This window comes from Amycolatopsis deserti (assembly GCF_014653945.1).
In the GTDB taxonomy this organism is placed as follows: domain Bacteria; phylum Actinomycetota; class Actinomycetes; order Mycobacteriales; family Pseudonocardiaceae; genus Amycolatopsis_E; species Amycolatopsis_E deserti.
This window is the reverse complement of the sequence record NZ_BNAU01000007.1, coordinates 196,490-210,907: the sequence shown is the minus strand read 5'-3', so window position 1 is coordinate 210,907 and position 14,418 is coordinate 196,490. Positions and strand designations below refer to the sequence as shown.

The following is a 14,418-nucleotide window of genomic DNA, read 5'->3' as shown; positions in this document are numbered from 1 at the left end:
ACGATCAGTGGGCGGTGCGGCCCGGCCGGTGCATCCGCCAGCGCGACGGGCGGTGCCGGCCCTGCGCGGGCGGCATCTGCTGCGGAACCGGGCGGGTGGGCACGTCGGCGTTGCCGGGCACGTTCTCGTCCGTGATCGGCGGCAGCACCATCGAGGCGGTGTCCACGTCGCTTTCGTCGATCATCACCCTCTTGCGCGCGGGCATCAAGGCCATGATCAGACCGACCAGGGCGGCCAGAACGTGCAGCCAGTTGTCGGCGGCGTCGAGGTTGAGCGGGTTGCCCAGACCGGACACCGGATTCGACGAGATGACGCCCGTGATCATCAGGCCCCAGACGGACACCACGCCGTATCCCAGGAACAGGATCCAGCCGAACATCCGCGCCGACGGCGAGGCCGCCGAACAGAGCAGGCCGAGCACGCCGATGGCCGTGTGCACCGCGTTGTGCAGCGGGTTGATCATGAAGCCCACGATCGTCTCGGGCTCGTTGCTGGTGAAGTCGCTGAAGCCGGTCCGCAGGAACCCGGCGACGCCAAGCACGAGGAAGAGCAGGCCGGTCAGCGCGGCGAGCACCTGGACCGGCTGGAAACCGGACTTCCGGACGCGGGCATCTCCCGGGAGAGACATATCGCCTGTCCCCTCTATCCGATGGTCATCACGGTCCGTGATGTGCCTACCGGATTACCCGGGGCCGAATCGGGCAAACTCACCGGACCAGCCGCCCGAGCAGGGCGGACGCGACCGCGATGGCGACCGCGGCGGAACCGGCGAGCACGCCGAGGTCCACCCAGACGTGGTTCGCGGTGCCGATCAACAGCCCCCGGAGGGCGTCCACCTCGTAACTGAGCGGGTTGGCGTGGCTGAGCACCCGCAGCCAACCGGGCATCAGATCCACCGGGTAGAGCGCGTTCGATCCGAAGAACAACGGCATCGTGATCGCCTGCCCGATGCCCATCAGCCGTTCGCGGGACAGCACGAGCCCGGCGATCACGATCGACAGGCAGCAGAAGAACGCCGAGCCGAGCACCACGGCGAGCGCGGCGCCGAGGAGCTTCAGCGGGTTCGCGGTGAGGCCGACGCCGAGGACCGCGGCGAGGATCAGCACGATCACCGCCTGCACGAACGCCCGCACCCCGGCCGCGAACGCCTTGCCGGTGACCAGCGCGGCGCGCGGGGTCGGCGTGACGAGGAGCTTGCCGAGCACACCGGCGTCGCGTTCCCAGATGATCTGGATGCCGTAGAAGATCGCGATGAACAACGCGGACTGCGCGAGGATGCCGGGGGCGAGGAAGTCCAGGTAGGGCGTGTCGCCGGTGGGGATCGCGCGCAGGCGGGTGAAGGTCTCGCCGAAGATCAGCAGCCACAGCGCGGGCTGGATCGCGCGGGTGATGAGTTCGGAGCGGTCGCGGCGCAGCTTCTGCAGCTCCACCAGGCACATCGTGCCCACCCTGGACAGCAGGCGGCGGACCGGTCGCGGGTCAGCCCAGGCGGCGGGCGGTGCGGCGAGCGGCACGGACATCACGCATCCCTCCCTTGCCGGCGTCGTCGAACGCGTCACCGGTGACCGCGCGGAAGACATCGTCCAGAGTGGACTCCGGGCCCAGTTCGGCGCGCAGCTGCGCCGGGCTGCCCTGCGCGCGGATCCGGCCGCGGTGCATCAGCGCGACCTGTTCGCAGTACTGTTCGGCCTCGTCCATGTAGTGCGTGGTCACCAGCACGGTCATGCCGGTCTCGGCGCGGACCTGCTCGATGCGCTCCCAGACGCCGGTGCGGGCGACCGGGTCGAGCCCGATGGTCGGCTCGTCGAGTACCAGCAGCCGGGGCGCGCTGACCAGCGCCTGCGCCAGTTCGACGCGGCGGATCATGCCGCCGGAGTAGGTGGCGGCCGTGCGGTCGGCGTCGTCGAGCAGGCCCACGGCGCCGAGCGCGATCTCGACCTGGTCGGCGCGCTCGCGTCGCGGGACGTCGAAGAGGCGGGCGAACAGCGCCACGTTCTCCCGCCCGCTGAGCGAGCCGTCGGCGGAAAGTTGTTGCGGCACATAGCCGATCAGCCGCCGCACGCGCATCTTCCGGTGGGCGGCGTCGAGCCCGAACACCTCGATCGCGCCGGCCGCGGCCGGCAGCAGCGTGGTGATCATGCGGATGGTGGTGGTCTTGCCGGCGCCGTTGGGGCCGAGCAGTCCGAAGACCTGCCCCGCCGGGATCTCCAGGTCGACGCCGTCGACGGCGACCGTGTCGCCGAAGGCGTGCCGGAGCCCGGTGCAGCGCACCGCGGGTGTGGTCATCTCTCCTCCTGGATCGCGGCGATCAGCCGGCCGAGCGCGGGCAGTGCGGCTTCGATCGCGCCGCGGTCCCCGGCGGGCAGGGTCGCGATCGCCGAGGCCACGAAATCGGTGCGGGTGCGCCGCCAGTTCGCCAGCCGGTCCCGCGCCGGGCCGGTCAGGTCGAGCCGCGCGGCCCGGCGGTCGGCGGGGTCGATCCGCCGGTCCAGCAGTCCGCCCTCGACGAGCTGGTTGACCAGCGTGCTCACCGAGTTTCCGGCCAGGTGCAGGGCACGCGCGGCCGCGGCGACGCCGATGCCGGGATGTTCCTCGACCACCCGGAGCAGTTCGATCTGCGCCGGACGCAGGGGCGCGTGCGGCAGCGTGTCCCGCACGCGCCGCCGGACGACCCGCCGCAGCGCGGCCGTGGTGGTCATCAGGTTCTCGGCCAGTTCTCGCACGTCGCCAAGATAGCTCTAAGCCAGAGCTATTAGCAACGCTCACTAATTTCGCGTTCCGGAGGAACGGGAGTATTCGTGAAGGGTGAATCCTGGTCCTCGAGACGATCGGCCGCCGTACCGGTCGGCCCCGGCACACGCCGGTCGGCCCCGGCACACGCCGGTCGGCGGGAAGGTCGTCGACGGCGCGTTCTGGTTCGTCTCCGGTGACGGGCGGCGGGCGTCCTACGTCCGCAACATCGAGGCCAATCCGAAGGTGCGCGTGCGGCTGGGTCGCATGTGGCGCACCGGCACGGCGCACCTCCTGCCCGACGACGATCCGCACGAGCGGCTGACGGGACTGCCCGCGGGCAACCTCATGATCGTGCGCCGCCTGGGGATCGCACTGCTGACGGTACGCGTCGACCTCGACTAGCTCAGGTGGAAGACCGCGCCCGGAGCGGCGTACGCGACCGGCCCGTCGAAGCGCGCCGCGGCTCGCGTGACGGCCTCGCCGGGGGTGAGGAACGGCCCGACGTGGGTGAGGATCAGCTTGCGCGTCCCCGCCGCGGTCGCGGCGGCTCCCGCGTCCTCCGGCGTGTGGTGGACCTCCGACGGGACGGGGCCGTCCGCCTCGCACAGCAGCGCGTCGCAGTTCTTCGCCAGCGCCGCCACCGCCGGGCAGGGCGCGGTGTCGCCGGAGTAGGCCAGCGACGCCGCGCCGGCCTCGATCCGCACGCCGAAGGCCGGCATGCCGTGCTCGACGGCCGCGGCGGTGAACGTCATCGGCCCGAGTTCGGCGCGGTGCCCGTCGGACAGCTCGTGCACCGCGAAGGCCCGTTCGACCGGGCTGCGGGACGGGCCGTTGGTCAGGAACCCGGCCAGCCGGTCGGCGATCCCGGGCGGGCCGAACAGTGGGATCGGCGCGGCCAGTTCGAGGTCGGCGAACAGCGCGCCGTAGTAGGCGGTGAGCAGGTCGGCGCAGTGGTCGGCGTGCAGGTGCGAGATCCAGATGCCGGCCAGCCGGTCTAGGCTGGTGTGGCGGCGCAGTTCGGCGAGCGTGCCGGGACCGGCGTCCAGCCACACGTGTGTCTCGCCGCTGGAGACCAGGTAGCCGGAGCACGGGTTGGCCGGCTCGGGGTAGGGCGTGGCGGAACCGAGCACCGTCAGGCTGAGATCGCTCACCGGTCCGAGCCTAGCGTGCCGCCGTGATCGACTTGTCGACATCTCTACTGTGGACGGAAACACCCGTCCGGGTGGCGGGGCCTGCTCGCTAAAGTCCTGCGGGTGAGTACCGGAATCTCCACATTGGCGAGTCAGTGCCCCGCGCTCTCCCGGACGAGGGCGCTGGCGAGCTGGGTCGGCGACGGGAGACCCGTTACCCCCAAAGGAGTTCTGCGGCCCGCGGACGTCCCCTCGGTCGCCGGGGTGCTGGGCGTCGAGGTCGGGGAGAAGGTCCGCTCGGCCGCGGACGTCGTCACGATCCACCGGCCGTGGGTGGCCGCGGAAGGCGCGGGGCTGATCGAGGTCGGCGTCGCGGAGGCGGTCGCGCGCCCGCCGCACGACGATCCGGCGCAGCTGTGGCTCAAGGGCCTCGACGCGGTCCTGCGCGCGGAGTCGGCCGATCCGCGCCGCCGTGGCGCGTTCGCGTTGTGCCGGGCGGTGCTGACCGCGCTGGCGAACGGCCCGCTGTTGGACGACCTGGTGTTCTCGGTGCACCGGCTGCTCAAGGGCAGCGAGGACGCCGACGCGGTCGCGTCGAGTTTCGGTGGCGCGGAACTGTTCCCGCTCGATGCCGCCCTCGACGTGCTCACCGAGTTCGGTGCGCTGGACGGCGACCGGAAGGTGACGCCGCTGGGCCAGTGGGCGCTCGACGAGTGGGCCGCTCGTGAACCGCGGCCGGTCACGCCCGACCTGCGTGCCGCCCAGCTGCTGGGCCGTCTCGCGCCGCTGCCCGCCGACGAGGCCTGGCGCCAGGCGCTGCGCTGGTTCGCGGGCAGGCGCCCGGTCGACGGCGCCGCGCAGCTGCTGTACGCCGCCGAGTTCGCGTCACCGGTCGAGCGCGTGGCAGCCATCGAGGTGGTCGCCGGGTTCGGCGACGAGGTGCTGCCGGCCTGGCACGTCGCGCTGGGCTACCGCAACGTGCGCCCGCACGCCGCGGCGATGCTGGAGATGTGGGACGAGGGCCCGGGGTTGTCCGGCCCGGAGCGGCGGCGGCTGGTCACCGAGTACGCGTTGTCGGCGCGGGAGCGGAGCGGCGTCGAGGAGGCCTACCACTACGTACGCGACCGCGGCGGGCTCGACGCGCTGGAGCCGGAGGCGACCGCGTTGCGCCGTGAGCTGCGGGCGTTCGCCGAGTCGGTGCGGCTGACCGTGTACCAGCTGAAGGTCACCGTGACCGGCCGGAAGCCGACGTCGTGGTGGCGGCTGGTGATCCCGGCGAGCGTGACGCTCGGCGTGCTCGCCGAGGCGCTCGACGCGGACGGCGAGGAGCACCACTTCGAGGCCGACGGCGTGCGGTACGCCGACCCGTTCTTCGGCCTGGGCGAGGACCGCGACGAGCACGACGTCCGGTTGTCGCACGTGCTGGTGCGGCCGGGGACGAGCCTGCGGTTCTTCGCGGGCGACGTCGAGCACTCCGTCACGTGCGAGAAGATCCTCGACCCCGACCCGCAACTGAGCTACCCGCGCTGCACCGGGGCCGCCAAGGGGACGGAAAGCGCTTCCGCGCGCAACAAGCGCCTGGCCGCGATGCGCATCCCGCACCCGGCGCAGCCCTGACCCTCGCGAGTTCGGCACCCGAGTCCGCGGGCTTCAGCCGCGCGTCAGGCGCTCCAGGAGGAACGCCCGCAGCTCGTCCAGCTCGGTGTCCACCGCGACCTCGATGCGGCCGGGCGCCACATCGCCTTCCGCGTCGGCGCGCAGGGCCTGCCGCCGCCGGTCGACCAGCGTCGCGCCGCGGGCCGGGCCCAGCGAGCACTCCACCTCGACCGGGTAGGTCTCCGTCCGCAGGATGCCCGGCCGGATCGCCTCCGCGACCGCGACCGCGTCGTGCAGCACGATCCCGTCCCACCCGAGCGCCTTGCGGTAGTGCGCCAGGTAATCCGGCGTCAGCGCGTCCAGCGCGGCGCCGATCGGCCCGGACGCGGCGAGCTTGCCGAGCCACGCGCTGTCCACGGCGCACCGGTAGGTCAGGTCCATCGGCACCAGCACGCACGGCACGGTCTCCTCGACCAGCACCCGCCGCGCCGCCTCCGGATCGCTCCAGATGTTGAACTCCGCCGCGCCCGTCGTGTTGCCGCCGGCCAGCCCGCCGCCCATCACGACGATGCGGCCGATCTTCTGCCGCACCTCGGGATGCGCCGCGAGCAGCAGCGCGATGTTCGTCAGCGGCCCGATCGGCGCGATCGTCACCGGCTCGTCCGCGGCCTCCAGCAACGACACCAGCAGGCTCACCGCACCGCCCGGCTCCAGCTCGCGAACCGGCTCGGGCAGCGCGGCCGAGCGTCCGGACAACCCGTCCGAGCCGTGCACGTGGCTGGCGCGTCGCAGCTGGGCGTGCACCAGCGGTCGTGCGGCCCCGGCCGCGACCGGCACGTCCGCGCGCCCGCACAGCGCCAGCACGCGGCGCGCGTTGAGGGTGGTCGCTTCGAGCGGGACGTTGCCGAAGACCGTCGTGATCCCCAGCAGGTCGACGTCCTCGCTCAGCGCCGCCAGCGCGATCGCGAAGGCGTCGTCCACGCCCGGGTCCGTATCGATGATCAACGGGGTCGGCATACTGTCAACCTATGACATCGATGTGGGGATCGCCGGTGCTGTCCCGGGTTCAGGCGTGGCGCCGCGCCCGGCGCGACCCTCGTCAGGCGAAGTTCCTGACCGCCGACTCGCTGCGCTGGGTGCTGCGCAACCGGGCCTACACCCCCTGGTACCTGGTGCGGTACTGGCGGCTGCTGAAGTTCCGGCTGGCGAACCCGCACATCATCCTGCGCGGCATGGTGTTCCTCGGCAAGGACGTGGAGATCCACTGCCGCCCCGGCTACGGCCGCCTGGAGATCGGGCGCTGGGTGCACATCGGCGACGGCAACGCGATCCGCTGCCACGAGGGCTCGCTGCGCATCGGTGACAAGGCCGTCTTCGGGCGCCAGAACGTCATCAACTGCTACCTCGACATCGAGCTCGGCGCGGCGACCCTGGTGGCCGACTGGGTCTACATCTGTGACTTCGACCACATCACGACCGACATCAACCTGCCGATCAAGGACCAGGGGATCGTGAAGACGCCGGTCCGCATCGGGCCGGACACCTGGATCGGCACCAAGGTCTCGGTGCTGCGCGGCACCCGCGTCGGCCGCGGTTGCGTGCTCGGGGCGCACGCCGTGGTGCGCGGCGACATCCCGGACTACGCGATCGCGGTCGGCTCCCCGGCGCGCGTCGTGCGCGACCGGCGGGCCGACTACGAGGCGGACGCCGAACGCCGCGAGGCCATCGCCGACATGGCCCGCAAGGCGAACAAGGCGCTGCAGAAGACCCTCGAAGATCGGGTCTAGCGGGTCGCGAGCGCGGTCAGCGCCGCGCGCACCTGATCGCGGATCGACTCGTCGTGGATGAGGCCGTCCGCACCGATCGCGTCCCGCGGCAACGGGATGTGCACGCAGGCGTCCTCGACGATCCGCGTCCCCAGATAACCCAGCACGGTCCGCAGCGACGCGTGCGCCCCGGCCGCGCCGGTGATCGAGGACGACACGTTGATCCACGCCACCGGCTTGCCGCCCATCGCGTCCGAGCCCACCGCCCAGTCGAGCAGGTTCTTGAACGACCCGGGCAGCGCGCCCGCGTACTCCGGCGTGCAGAACAGCACCGCGTCCGCTTCCTTCAGCAGCCCGCGCAGGCCCGCGACGGCGTCCGGCAGCGGGTCCCGGTCGTCGTCCGGATCGAAGTGCGGCAGCGACCGCAGCCCGTCGTAGACCTCCACGACCGCCCCCTCCGGCGCGATCGCCCGCGCGGTGGCGAGCATCGCGGAGTTGGCCGAGCCCGCCCGCGTGCTCCCGCTGACGGCCAGGATCCGGAAGAGCGTCGTCATGCGCCCACGCTATCCCTTGGGCACCGCCGGGTACGGGACGAAGGTGCTGGTGTTCTCGTCGACCGTGAGCTGCTTGCCGATCGTCGGGAACGCGCGCTGCGGGCAGGCCGGCCGTTCGCACACCTTGCAGCCCATGCCGATCGGCGTCGCGGCCGCCTTCGCGTCCAGGTCCAGGCCGGTGGAGTAGATGAGCCGCCCGGCGTGCCGGAGCTCACAGCCGAGCCCGACGCTGAACATCTTGCCCGGGCTGCCGTAGCCGCCGATGTTGCGCGACACCGTCCGCGCGATCCAGAAGTAGCTCTTGCCGTCCGGCAGCGTCGCGATCTGGGTGAGGATCTTGCCCGGTGAGCTGAACGCCTCGTAGACGTTCCACAGCGGGCACGAGCCGCCGACGCGGGAGAAGTGGAAGCCGGCCGCGGACTGCCGCTTCGACATGTTCCCGGCGCGGTCCACCCGCACGAACGAGAACGGCACGCCGCGCCGCTTCGGCCGCTGCAGGGTGGACAGCCGGTGGCACACCGTCTCGAACCCGACGCCGAAGTGGTCGCACAGCCGCTCGATGTCGTAGCGGAAGTTCTCCGCGGCGGACAGGAACGGGCCGTAGGGCAGGATCAGCGCACCGGCGAAGTAGTTGGCCAGGCCGACCCGGGCCAGCGACCGGGCCGCCGGGCCGGAGAACGCCCACGAGTCGGCCAGCTCGGTGATCAGGTCGTCGTACTCCAGCAGGGCGATCTGCGAAGCCATCCGGAACGCCCGCTGGCCGACGCGCAGGCTCGGCGCGAGCCGCAGGATCTTCGCGTCGGGGGAGTAGCGGTGCTGCTGGCCGGCGGCCTCGTCGATGCCCTCGCTGGTCACCTGCACGCCGTAGTGGGTGGCGAGCCGCTCTTGCAAAGTGTTGTGAACGCCGCCGCGCCGCAGGCCGATGTCCTCGGCCATCCGCTCGGCGCGTTCGTCCAGCTCGGCGACGTAGTTCTCGCGCTCGTAGAAGAAGTCCCGGACCTCCTCGTGGGGCAGGGGTGCGGCGGCGCTGCCGTGCGGGCCCATGCCGTTCTCGGTGACCAGCGCGGCCGTGCTCTCCACCGCCGCCCGGTAGCTGCGGTGCAGCCGGACCAGGGCCTGCGCGATGGTCGGCAGGTTGGTCGCCAGCTCGTTGAGTTCGCTGGTCGTCGCCTCGATGCCGAGCGACTCGTCGAGCAGCGCTTCGCGCACGTCGGCGACCAGGCGGCTGGTGTCGTTGTTGGCGAAGAACTCGGTGTCGACCCCGAACGCCTCGGTGATGCGCAGCAGCACTGGAACGGTCAAGGGACGCGAGTTGTGCTCGATCTGGTTGAGGTAGCTGGGGCTGATCTCCAGCAACCTGGCCAGGTCCGCCTGGCTCATCGACCGGCTCTCGCGTAGGTGGCGCAGCTTCGCGCCGGCGAAAGTCTTCTCCACGACAGGCCCTTTCCGAAGAGCTTTTCCCGACCGCACCGATCACGTGACCGATTCAGTCCCCGAACTTTGCGGCGGCTGCGAAACCGCGTTTCGCAACCTTCACAACATGCTACGCCAAAATTTGCAGAAATTGGCAAATTGGAGCGCTGGCGGTGTTTGCGCAGCGCATGTCATGGTCGTTGCAAGCAAGCGAGTCATCGCAAAGTTCGCAAAGGTGGAGAAATCCCATGGCAGAGCAGCCCAACGAGTTGCAGCAGGAAGCCGCGAAGCTCGAGCAGCAGTGGGCGTCGGACCCCCGGTGGAAGGGTGTCAAGCGCTCCTACAGCGCGGCCGACGTGGTGAAGCTGCGGGGCAGCGTCGTCGAGGAGCACACGCTGGCCCGCCGCGGCGCCGAGAAGCTCTGGAACCTGCTGCACACCGAGGACTACGTCCACGCCCTCGGCGCGCTGACCGGCAACCAGGCCGTCCAGCAGGTGCGCGCCGGCCTGAAGGCCATCTACCTGTCCGGCTGGCAGGTCGCGGCCGACGCGAACCTCGCGGGCCAGACCTACCCGGACCAGAGCCTGTACCCGGCCAACTCGGTCCCGGCCGTCGTCCGCCGCATCAACAACGCGCTGGGCCGCGCCGACCAGATCAACTGGGCCGAGGGCAACACCGACATCGACTGGTTCGCGCCGATCGTCGCCGACGCCGAGGCCGGCTTCGGTGGCCCGCTGAACGCGTTCGAGCTGATGAAGGGCATGATCGCGGCCGGCGCCGCCGGTGTGCACTGGGAAGACCAGCTCGCGTCCGAGAAGAAGTGCGGCCACCTCGGCGGCAAGGTGCTGATCCCGACCAAGCAGCACGAGCGCACGCTGAACGCGGCCCGCCTGGCCGCCGACGTGCTGAACGTGCCGACCCTGGTCGTCGCCCGCACCGACGCGCAGGCCGCCACGCTGATCACCAGCGACGTGGACGAGCGCGACCAGAAGTACATCACCGGCGAGCGCACCTCCGAGGGCTTCTACAAGGTCCGCAACGGCATCGAGCCGTGCATCGACCGCGGCCTGGCCTACGCCGAGTACGCCGACCTGCTGTGGATGGAGACCTCCACGCCGGACCTCGAGGTCGCCCGCCAGTACGCCGAGGCGATCAAGGCGAAGTACCCGGACCAGATGCTGGCCTACAACTGCTCGCCGTCGTTCAACTGGCGCAAGCACCTGGACGACGCGACCATCGCGAAGTTCCAGCGCGAGCTGGGCCACATGGGCTACAAGTTCCAGTTCATCACGCTGGCCGGCTTCCACGCGCTGAACTACTCGATGTTCGACCTGGCGCACGGCTACGCCCGCGAGGGCATGACCGCCTACGTCGACCTGCAGGAGCGCGAGTTCGCGTCGGAGGAGCGGGGCTACACCGCCACCAAGCACCAGCGCGAGGTGGGGACCGGCTGGTTCGACCTGGTCAGCACCGCGCTGAACCCGGAGAGCTCGACCACCGCGCTCACCGGGTCCACCGAAGAAGCCCAGTTCTAGAAGAAGTCGCGAGCGGCCAGGGCGCGCTCGCCCTGGCCGCCTCGCGGCCCCTCCAGGAAGGCTTGCCATGTCTCACAGGTTCACCTCGCAGATCGAGGTCGCCGGCCCGGCCGGCGAGCGGTACGACGAGATCCTCACCCCGGCGGCGCTGGCCTTCATCGCGCGGCTGGACAACGAGTTCGCCGGACGGCGGCGCGAGCTGCTGGACGAGCGGCGGCTGCGTCGGGAGAAGCTCGCCAGTGGCGAGGAGGTGCTCGACTTCCGGCCGGAGACCCGCTGGATCCGCAACGACGACTCCTGGCAGGTGGCGCCCGCGGCGCCCGGCCTCGAGGACCGGCGCGTGGAGATCACCGGCCCGACCGACCGCAAGATGACCGTGAACGCGCTGAACTCCGGCGCGAAGGTGTGGCTGGCCGACTTCGAGGACGCGACCTCGCCGACCTGGTCGAACATCGTCGGTGGGCAGCTGAACCTGTTCGACGCCATCCGGCGCGACATCGACTTCACCACCGAGTCGGGCAAGCGGTACACGATCTGCGACAACCCGGCGACGATCGTCGTCCGGCCGCGTGGCTGGCACCTGGTCGAGAAGCACCTGCGCATCGACGGGCGGCCGGTCTCGGCGAGCCTGGTGGACTTCGGTCTGTACCTGTTCCACAACGCGCGCCAGCTGCTGGCGCGGGGCAGCGGGCCGTACTTCTACCTGCCCAAGCTGGAGAACCACCTGGAGGCGCGGCTGTGGAACGACGTGTTCCGCCTCGCGCAGCAGGAGCTGGGCATCCCGCAGGGCACCATCCGGGCCACCGTCCTGATCGAGACGATCACCGCGGCGTTCGAGATGGACGAGATCCTGTACGAGCTGCGTGAGCACGCCGCCGGGCTGAACGCGGGCCGGTGGGACTACATCTTCTCGATCATCAAGAACTTCGGCGACGCCGGTGCGGACTTCGTCCTGCCCGACCGCGCCGAGGTGACGATGACCGCGCCGTTCATGCGGGCCTACACCGAGCTGCTGGTCCAGACCTGCCACAAGCGCGGTGCGCACGCGATCGGCGGGATGGCGGCGTTCATCCCGAGCAAGGACCCGGAGGCGAATGCGCTGGCGTTCGAGAAGGTCCGGCAGGACAAGGAGCGTGAGGCGCGCGACGGCTTCGACGGCTCGTGGGTCGCGCACCCCGGCCTCGTCCCGGTCTGCCGCGAGGTGTTCGACGAGGTGCTCGGCGGATGGCCGAACCAGCTCGGCCGGACGCGTGAGGACGTCTCGGTGACCGCCGAGGACTTGCTGAACGTGGCGAGCGCCGGCGGTGAAGTCACCGAAAAGGGTTTGCGGGCCAACATCAACGTCGCTCTGCGCTATGTGGACTCGTGGTTGCGGGGCACCGGTGCTGCGGCGATCTTCAACCTGATGGAGGACGCGGCGACCGCGGAGATCGCGCGGGCGCAGGTGTGGCAGTGGATCCGCAACGGCACGAAGCTCGACGACGGCACCGCGGTCACGGACTCGCTGGTCCGGACCATGCTGGACGAGGAGCTCGCGTCGATCCGGGCGGACCTGGGCCCGGAGGCCAAACTGGACGACGCGCGGGAGATCTTCGTCGAGACCGCGCTCGGTGAGAAGCTGCCGAGCTTCCTGACCACCGGCGCGTACGCGCGCTACCTGACGGATCTGGCCTAGAGCTCGGAATCTGCTGAGAGGACTCCGGTTTTCCCTCTCCTGACGGGGAGAACCGGCTCGCGCTGGCTGTGGCCGGACAGCGCGGACACTCGGGCCCGGTAGGTATGCTCCACCTACCGGGCCCGACTTGTGCGCGAAGTTTCTGTCTTTGGGTAGATGTGTAGAACCCTCCGTAAGCGCAATCCTGGACTGCGGCACCGTTCATCCAGGGCGCCGAAGGAGCTGGTAATGATCCCTGCAGTCCGCCGTTTCACCCGTTCGATTGTGGTTTTCGTGAGTGTGGTCGCCGCGTGTGTCTGCGTGCCGGCCGCGCAGGCGGAGCCGGGGATCGTCGGAGGCACGCCCGCGAACATCGCGGAGTTCCCGTTCACCGTGGCGCTGACCGATGCCACCGGCCTCCAGTTCTGCGGTGGCACGCTGGTCGCGGCGGACAAAGTGCTGACCGCGGCGCACTGCGCGCAGGGGGAGAGCCCGCAGGCGCTGCGGGTCGTGAGTGGACGGACGCAGCTGAGCGGCCGTGACGGGACGGTGTCCACTGTGTCCCGCGTGTGGGTGCACCCGCAGTTCAGGGACGCCACGCAGGGCTACGACGTGGCGGTGCTGACCCTGACGCAGCCGGTGTCCGCGCAGCCGCTGCCGCTGGCCAGGAAGGACGACGCGGGCTACCGGGCCGGCACCGAGGCGACGATCCTCGGCTGGGGCAACACGAAGCCCATGGGCGACTCGTCGGACGTCCTGCTGAAGGCAACGGTCCCCATCACGAGCGACGACTACTGCGCCAAGGCGTACCCCCAGCAGTACACCCCTGAGGCGATGGTCTGTGCGGGCTACGAGCAAGGCGGAGTGGACACCTGCCAGGGCGACTCCGGAGGCCCCCTGGTGGCCGCCGGAAGGATCATAGGAGTCGTCTCCTGGGGCGAAGGTTGTGCGGAGCCAGGAAAGCCCGGAGTGTACGCCCGGGTGGGCTCCTACTACGACGAGCTGCAAGCCCAGGTAACCCCACCAGCGGAGGTACTGCCCTAGCCTCGCGGAAGCACCGCCGGAAGCACCACACGGCGAGCCCTGCACGCCGGGCCACCCCCACCCGGCCGGTCCCGGTCCGCTCGCCCGGTCGGCTGGTCCTGGCCAGCCGACCCGCTCGGCTCGCCCGGTCGGCTCGCCCGGTCGGCCGACCCGTTCGGCTGGTCCCGACCCGGCCGACCCGGCGGACCCGGTCGGCTGGTTCCGGCTGGCTCGCCCGGTCGGCCCACCCATTCGGCTCGCTAAGTCGGCCGACCCGGCCGGCCCGTTCGGCTGGTCCCGGCTGGCTCGCCCGGTCGGCTCGCCCGGTCGGCTGGTCCCGGTTGGCTGGCCCGGTCGGCCCACCCGTTCGGCTGGTCCCGGCCGGCCCACCCGGTCGGCTTGCCAAGTTCGGCCCACCCGGTCGGCCGACTCGCTCGGCTGGTCCCGGCCGGCCGACCCGTTCGGCTGGCCCCGGCCGGCCCACCCGCTCGGCTCGCCCGGTCGCTTGCCAAGTCGGCCCACCCGGTCGGCTTGCCAAGTCGGCCTACCGGGTCGGCCTACTCCGGCCGCCCGCTCGAGCCGCCCGGCTGCCCCGCTCGCCCGTCGGGCTGCCCCGATCGTCCGTCCGGCTGGCCCGCTCGGTCGAGTTCGCCCGCTCGACCCGCTCGACCCGCTCGGCCGCCCGCTCGGCCGGTCCGCTTGGCCGGTCCGCACGTTCGGCCCGTCCGGCTTTCCCGCCCGCCGGCTGGCCCGCCGGTTGGCCGCCCACTCGGCCGCCCACTCGGGCGGCACGCCCGGCTGGCTCGCCCGTCCGAACCGCTCCGGCCGCCCGCTCGCCCCTCCGGTCGAGCCGTCCGGCTGGCCCGCTCCGGCCGCGTCGCTGGCCAACCCGTCCGGCTGGCCTGCTCGCTCAGCAGCCCGGTCGGCATGCTTGGCCGACTTCGCCCGGTCGAGCCGCTCCGCCAGCCCTTGGGGCCGCTCGGCCGCGTCGCTCGCCAACCCGTCCGGCTGGCC

The 14,418-nt window shown here is 71.4% G+C and carries 14 protein-coding genes; 6 read left to right on the top strand and 8 right to left on the bottom strand.

Annotated elements, in window-relative coordinates; translation table 11 throughout:
* Positions 1-4 precede the first annotated feature (4 nt).
* From IE290_RS27685 to IE290_RS27670, 4 genes are all read right to left on the bottom strand, one after another.
* Positions 5-628 (bottom strand): DUF4383 domain-containing protein, encoded by a 624-nt coding sequence (locus IE290_RS27685; protein WP_191247633.1) that lies wholly within the window; start codon positions 626-628, stop codon positions 5-7.
* A 79-nt stretch (positions 629-707) separates the two neighbouring features.
* Positions 708-1,520 carry an ABC transporter permease gene (locus tag IE290_RS27680; protein ID WP_191247632.1) on the bottom strand — a complete coding sequence of 271 codons (813 nt, stop codon included), beginning with the start codon at positions 1,518-1,520 and terminating at the stop codon, positions 708-710.
* Positions 1,480-2,286 carry an ABC transporter ATP-binding protein gene (locus IE290_RS27675; protein ID WP_191247631.1) on the bottom strand — a complete coding sequence of 269 codons (807 nt, stop codon included), beginning with the start codon at positions 2,284-2,286 and terminating at the stop codon, positions 1,480-1,482. Before IE290_RS27675 ends, IE290_RS27680 begins: the two co-directional genes overlap by 41 nt.
* A complete protein-coding gene (locus IE290_RS27670) occupies positions 2,283-2,723 on the bottom strand; it encodes a MarR family winged helix-turn-helix transcriptional regulator (protein WP_229874740.1) in 441 nt (146 codons plus the stop codon). Before IE290_RS27670 ends, IE290_RS27675 begins: the two co-directional genes overlap by 4 nt.
* Before the next feature lie 82 nt (positions 2,724-2,805).
* On the opposite strand from IE290_RS27670, the gene IE290_RS27665 reads away from it, so the two are divergent.
* Positions 2,806-3,135 (top strand): nitroreductase/quinone reductase family protein, encoded by a 330-nt coding sequence (locus tag IE290_RS27665; RefSeq protein WP_191247630.1) that lies wholly within the window; start codon positions 2,806-2,808, stop codon positions 3,133-3,135.
* Here IE290_RS27665 and IE290_RS27660 read toward each other — a convergent pair.
* A complete protein-coding gene (locus IE290_RS27660) occupies positions 3,132-3,884 on the bottom strand; it encodes an MBL fold metallo-hydrolase (RefSeq protein ID WP_229874739.1) in 753 nt (250 codons plus the stop codon). The two genes, IE290_RS27665 and IE290_RS27660, sit on opposite strands and share 4 nt — an antisense overlap.
* A gap of 102 nt (positions 3,885-3,986) precedes the next feature.
* On the opposite strand from IE290_RS27660, the gene IE290_RS27655 reads away from it, so the two are divergent.
* Positions 3,987-5,480, top strand: a complete 1,494-nt coding sequence (locus tag IE290_RS27655; protein ID WP_229874738.1) for a plasmid pRiA4b ORF-3 family protein — start codon at positions 3,987-3,989, stop codon at positions 5,478-5,480.
* 33 nt (positions 5,481-5,513) lie between these two features.
* Here IE290_RS27655 and IE290_RS27650 read toward each other — a convergent pair whose 3' ends face one another.
* On the bottom strand, positions 5,514-6,476 hold the full coding sequence (locus IE290_RS27650) for a nucleoside hydrolase (protein WP_191247628.1): 963 nt from the start codon (positions 6,474-6,476) through the stop codon (positions 5,514-5,516).
* Positions 6,477-6,487: 11 nt separating this feature from the next.
* On the opposite strand from IE290_RS27650, the gene IE290_RS27645 reads away from it, so the two are divergent.
* A complete protein-coding gene (locus IE290_RS27645; RefSeq protein ID WP_191247627.1) occupies positions 6,488-7,246 on the top strand; it encodes an acyltransferase in 759 nt (252 codons plus the stop codon).
* Here IE290_RS27645 and IE290_RS27640 read toward each other — a convergent pair.
* Positions 7,243-7,779, bottom strand: coding sequence for an NADPH-dependent FMN reductase (locus IE290_RS27640; RefSeq protein WP_191247626.1), 537 nt, complete (start codon positions 7,777-7,779; stop codon positions 7,243-7,245). The genes IE290_RS27645 and IE290_RS27640 overlap by 4 nt on opposite strands.
* 9 nt (positions 7,780-7,788) lie before the next feature.
* Positions 7,789-9,213: a short-chain fatty acyl-CoA regulator family protein gene (locus IE290_RS27635; protein WP_191247625.1), complete on the bottom strand. Its 1,425-nt coding sequence runs from the start codon at positions 9,211-9,213 to the stop codon at positions 7,789-7,791.
* A gap of 227 nt (positions 9,214-9,440) precedes the next feature.
* On the opposite strand from IE290_RS27635, the gene aceA reads away from it, so the two are divergent.
* From aceA to IE290_RS27620, 3 genes are all read left to right on the top strand, one after another.
* On the top strand, positions 9,441-10,727 hold the full coding sequence (gene aceA, locus IE290_RS27630; protein ID WP_094009011.1) for an isocitrate lyase: 1,287 nt from the start codon (positions 9,441-9,443) through the stop codon (positions 10,725-10,727).
* Positions 10,728-10,794: 67 nt separating this feature from the next.
* Positions 10,795-12,402, top strand: coding sequence for a malate synthase A (gene aceB / locus IE290_RS27625; RefSeq protein WP_191247624.1), 1,608 nt, complete (start codon positions 10,795-10,797; stop codon positions 12,400-12,402).
* 228 nt (positions 12,403-12,630) lie between these two features.
* A complete protein-coding gene (locus IE290_RS27620) occupies positions 12,631-13,425 on the top strand; it encodes a S1 family peptidase (RefSeq protein WP_191247623.1) in 795 nt (264 codons plus the stop codon).
* Positions 13,426-14,418 lie beyond the last annotated feature (993 nt).

Excerpts from the sequence above, each read along its gene's own strand:
- IE290_RS27685 (WP_191247633.1), bottom strand. The coding sequence starts at position 628 with ATGTCTCTCCCGGGAGATGCCCGCGTCCGGAAGTCCGGTTTCCAGCCG.
- IE290_RS27680 (WP_191247632.1), bottom strand. The coding sequence starts at position 1,520 with ATGTCCGTGCCGCTCGCCGCACCGCCCGCCGCCTGGGCTGACCCGCGA.
- IE290_RS27675 (WP_191247631.1), bottom strand. The coding sequence starts at position 2,286 with ATGACCACACCCGCGGTGCGCTGCACCGGGCTCCGGCACGCCTTCGGC.
- IE290_RS27650 (WP_191247628.1), bottom strand. The coding sequence starts at position 6,476 with ATGCCGACCCCGTTGATCATCGATACGGACCCGGGCGTGGACGACGCC.
- IE290_RS27645 (WP_191247627.1), top strand. The coding sequence starts at position 6,488 with ATGACATCGATGTGGGGATCGCCGGTGCTGTCCCGGGTTCAGGCGTGG.
- IE290_RS27640 (WP_191247626.1), bottom strand. The coding sequence starts at position 7,779 with ATGACGACGCTCTTCCGGATCCTGGCCGTCAGCGGGAGCACGCGGGCG.
- aceA (WP_094009011.1), top strand. The coding sequence starts at position 9,441 with ATGGCAGAGCAGCCCAACGAGTTGCAGCAGGAAGCCGCGAAGCTCGAG.
- aceB (WP_191247624.1), top strand. The coding sequence starts at position 10,795 with ATGTCTCACAGGTTCACCTCGCAGATCGAGGTCGCCGGCCCGGCCGGC.
- IE290_RS27620 (WP_191247623.1), top strand. The coding sequence starts at position 12,631 with ATGATCCCTGCAGTCCGCCGTTTCACCCGTTCGATTGTGGTTTTCGTG.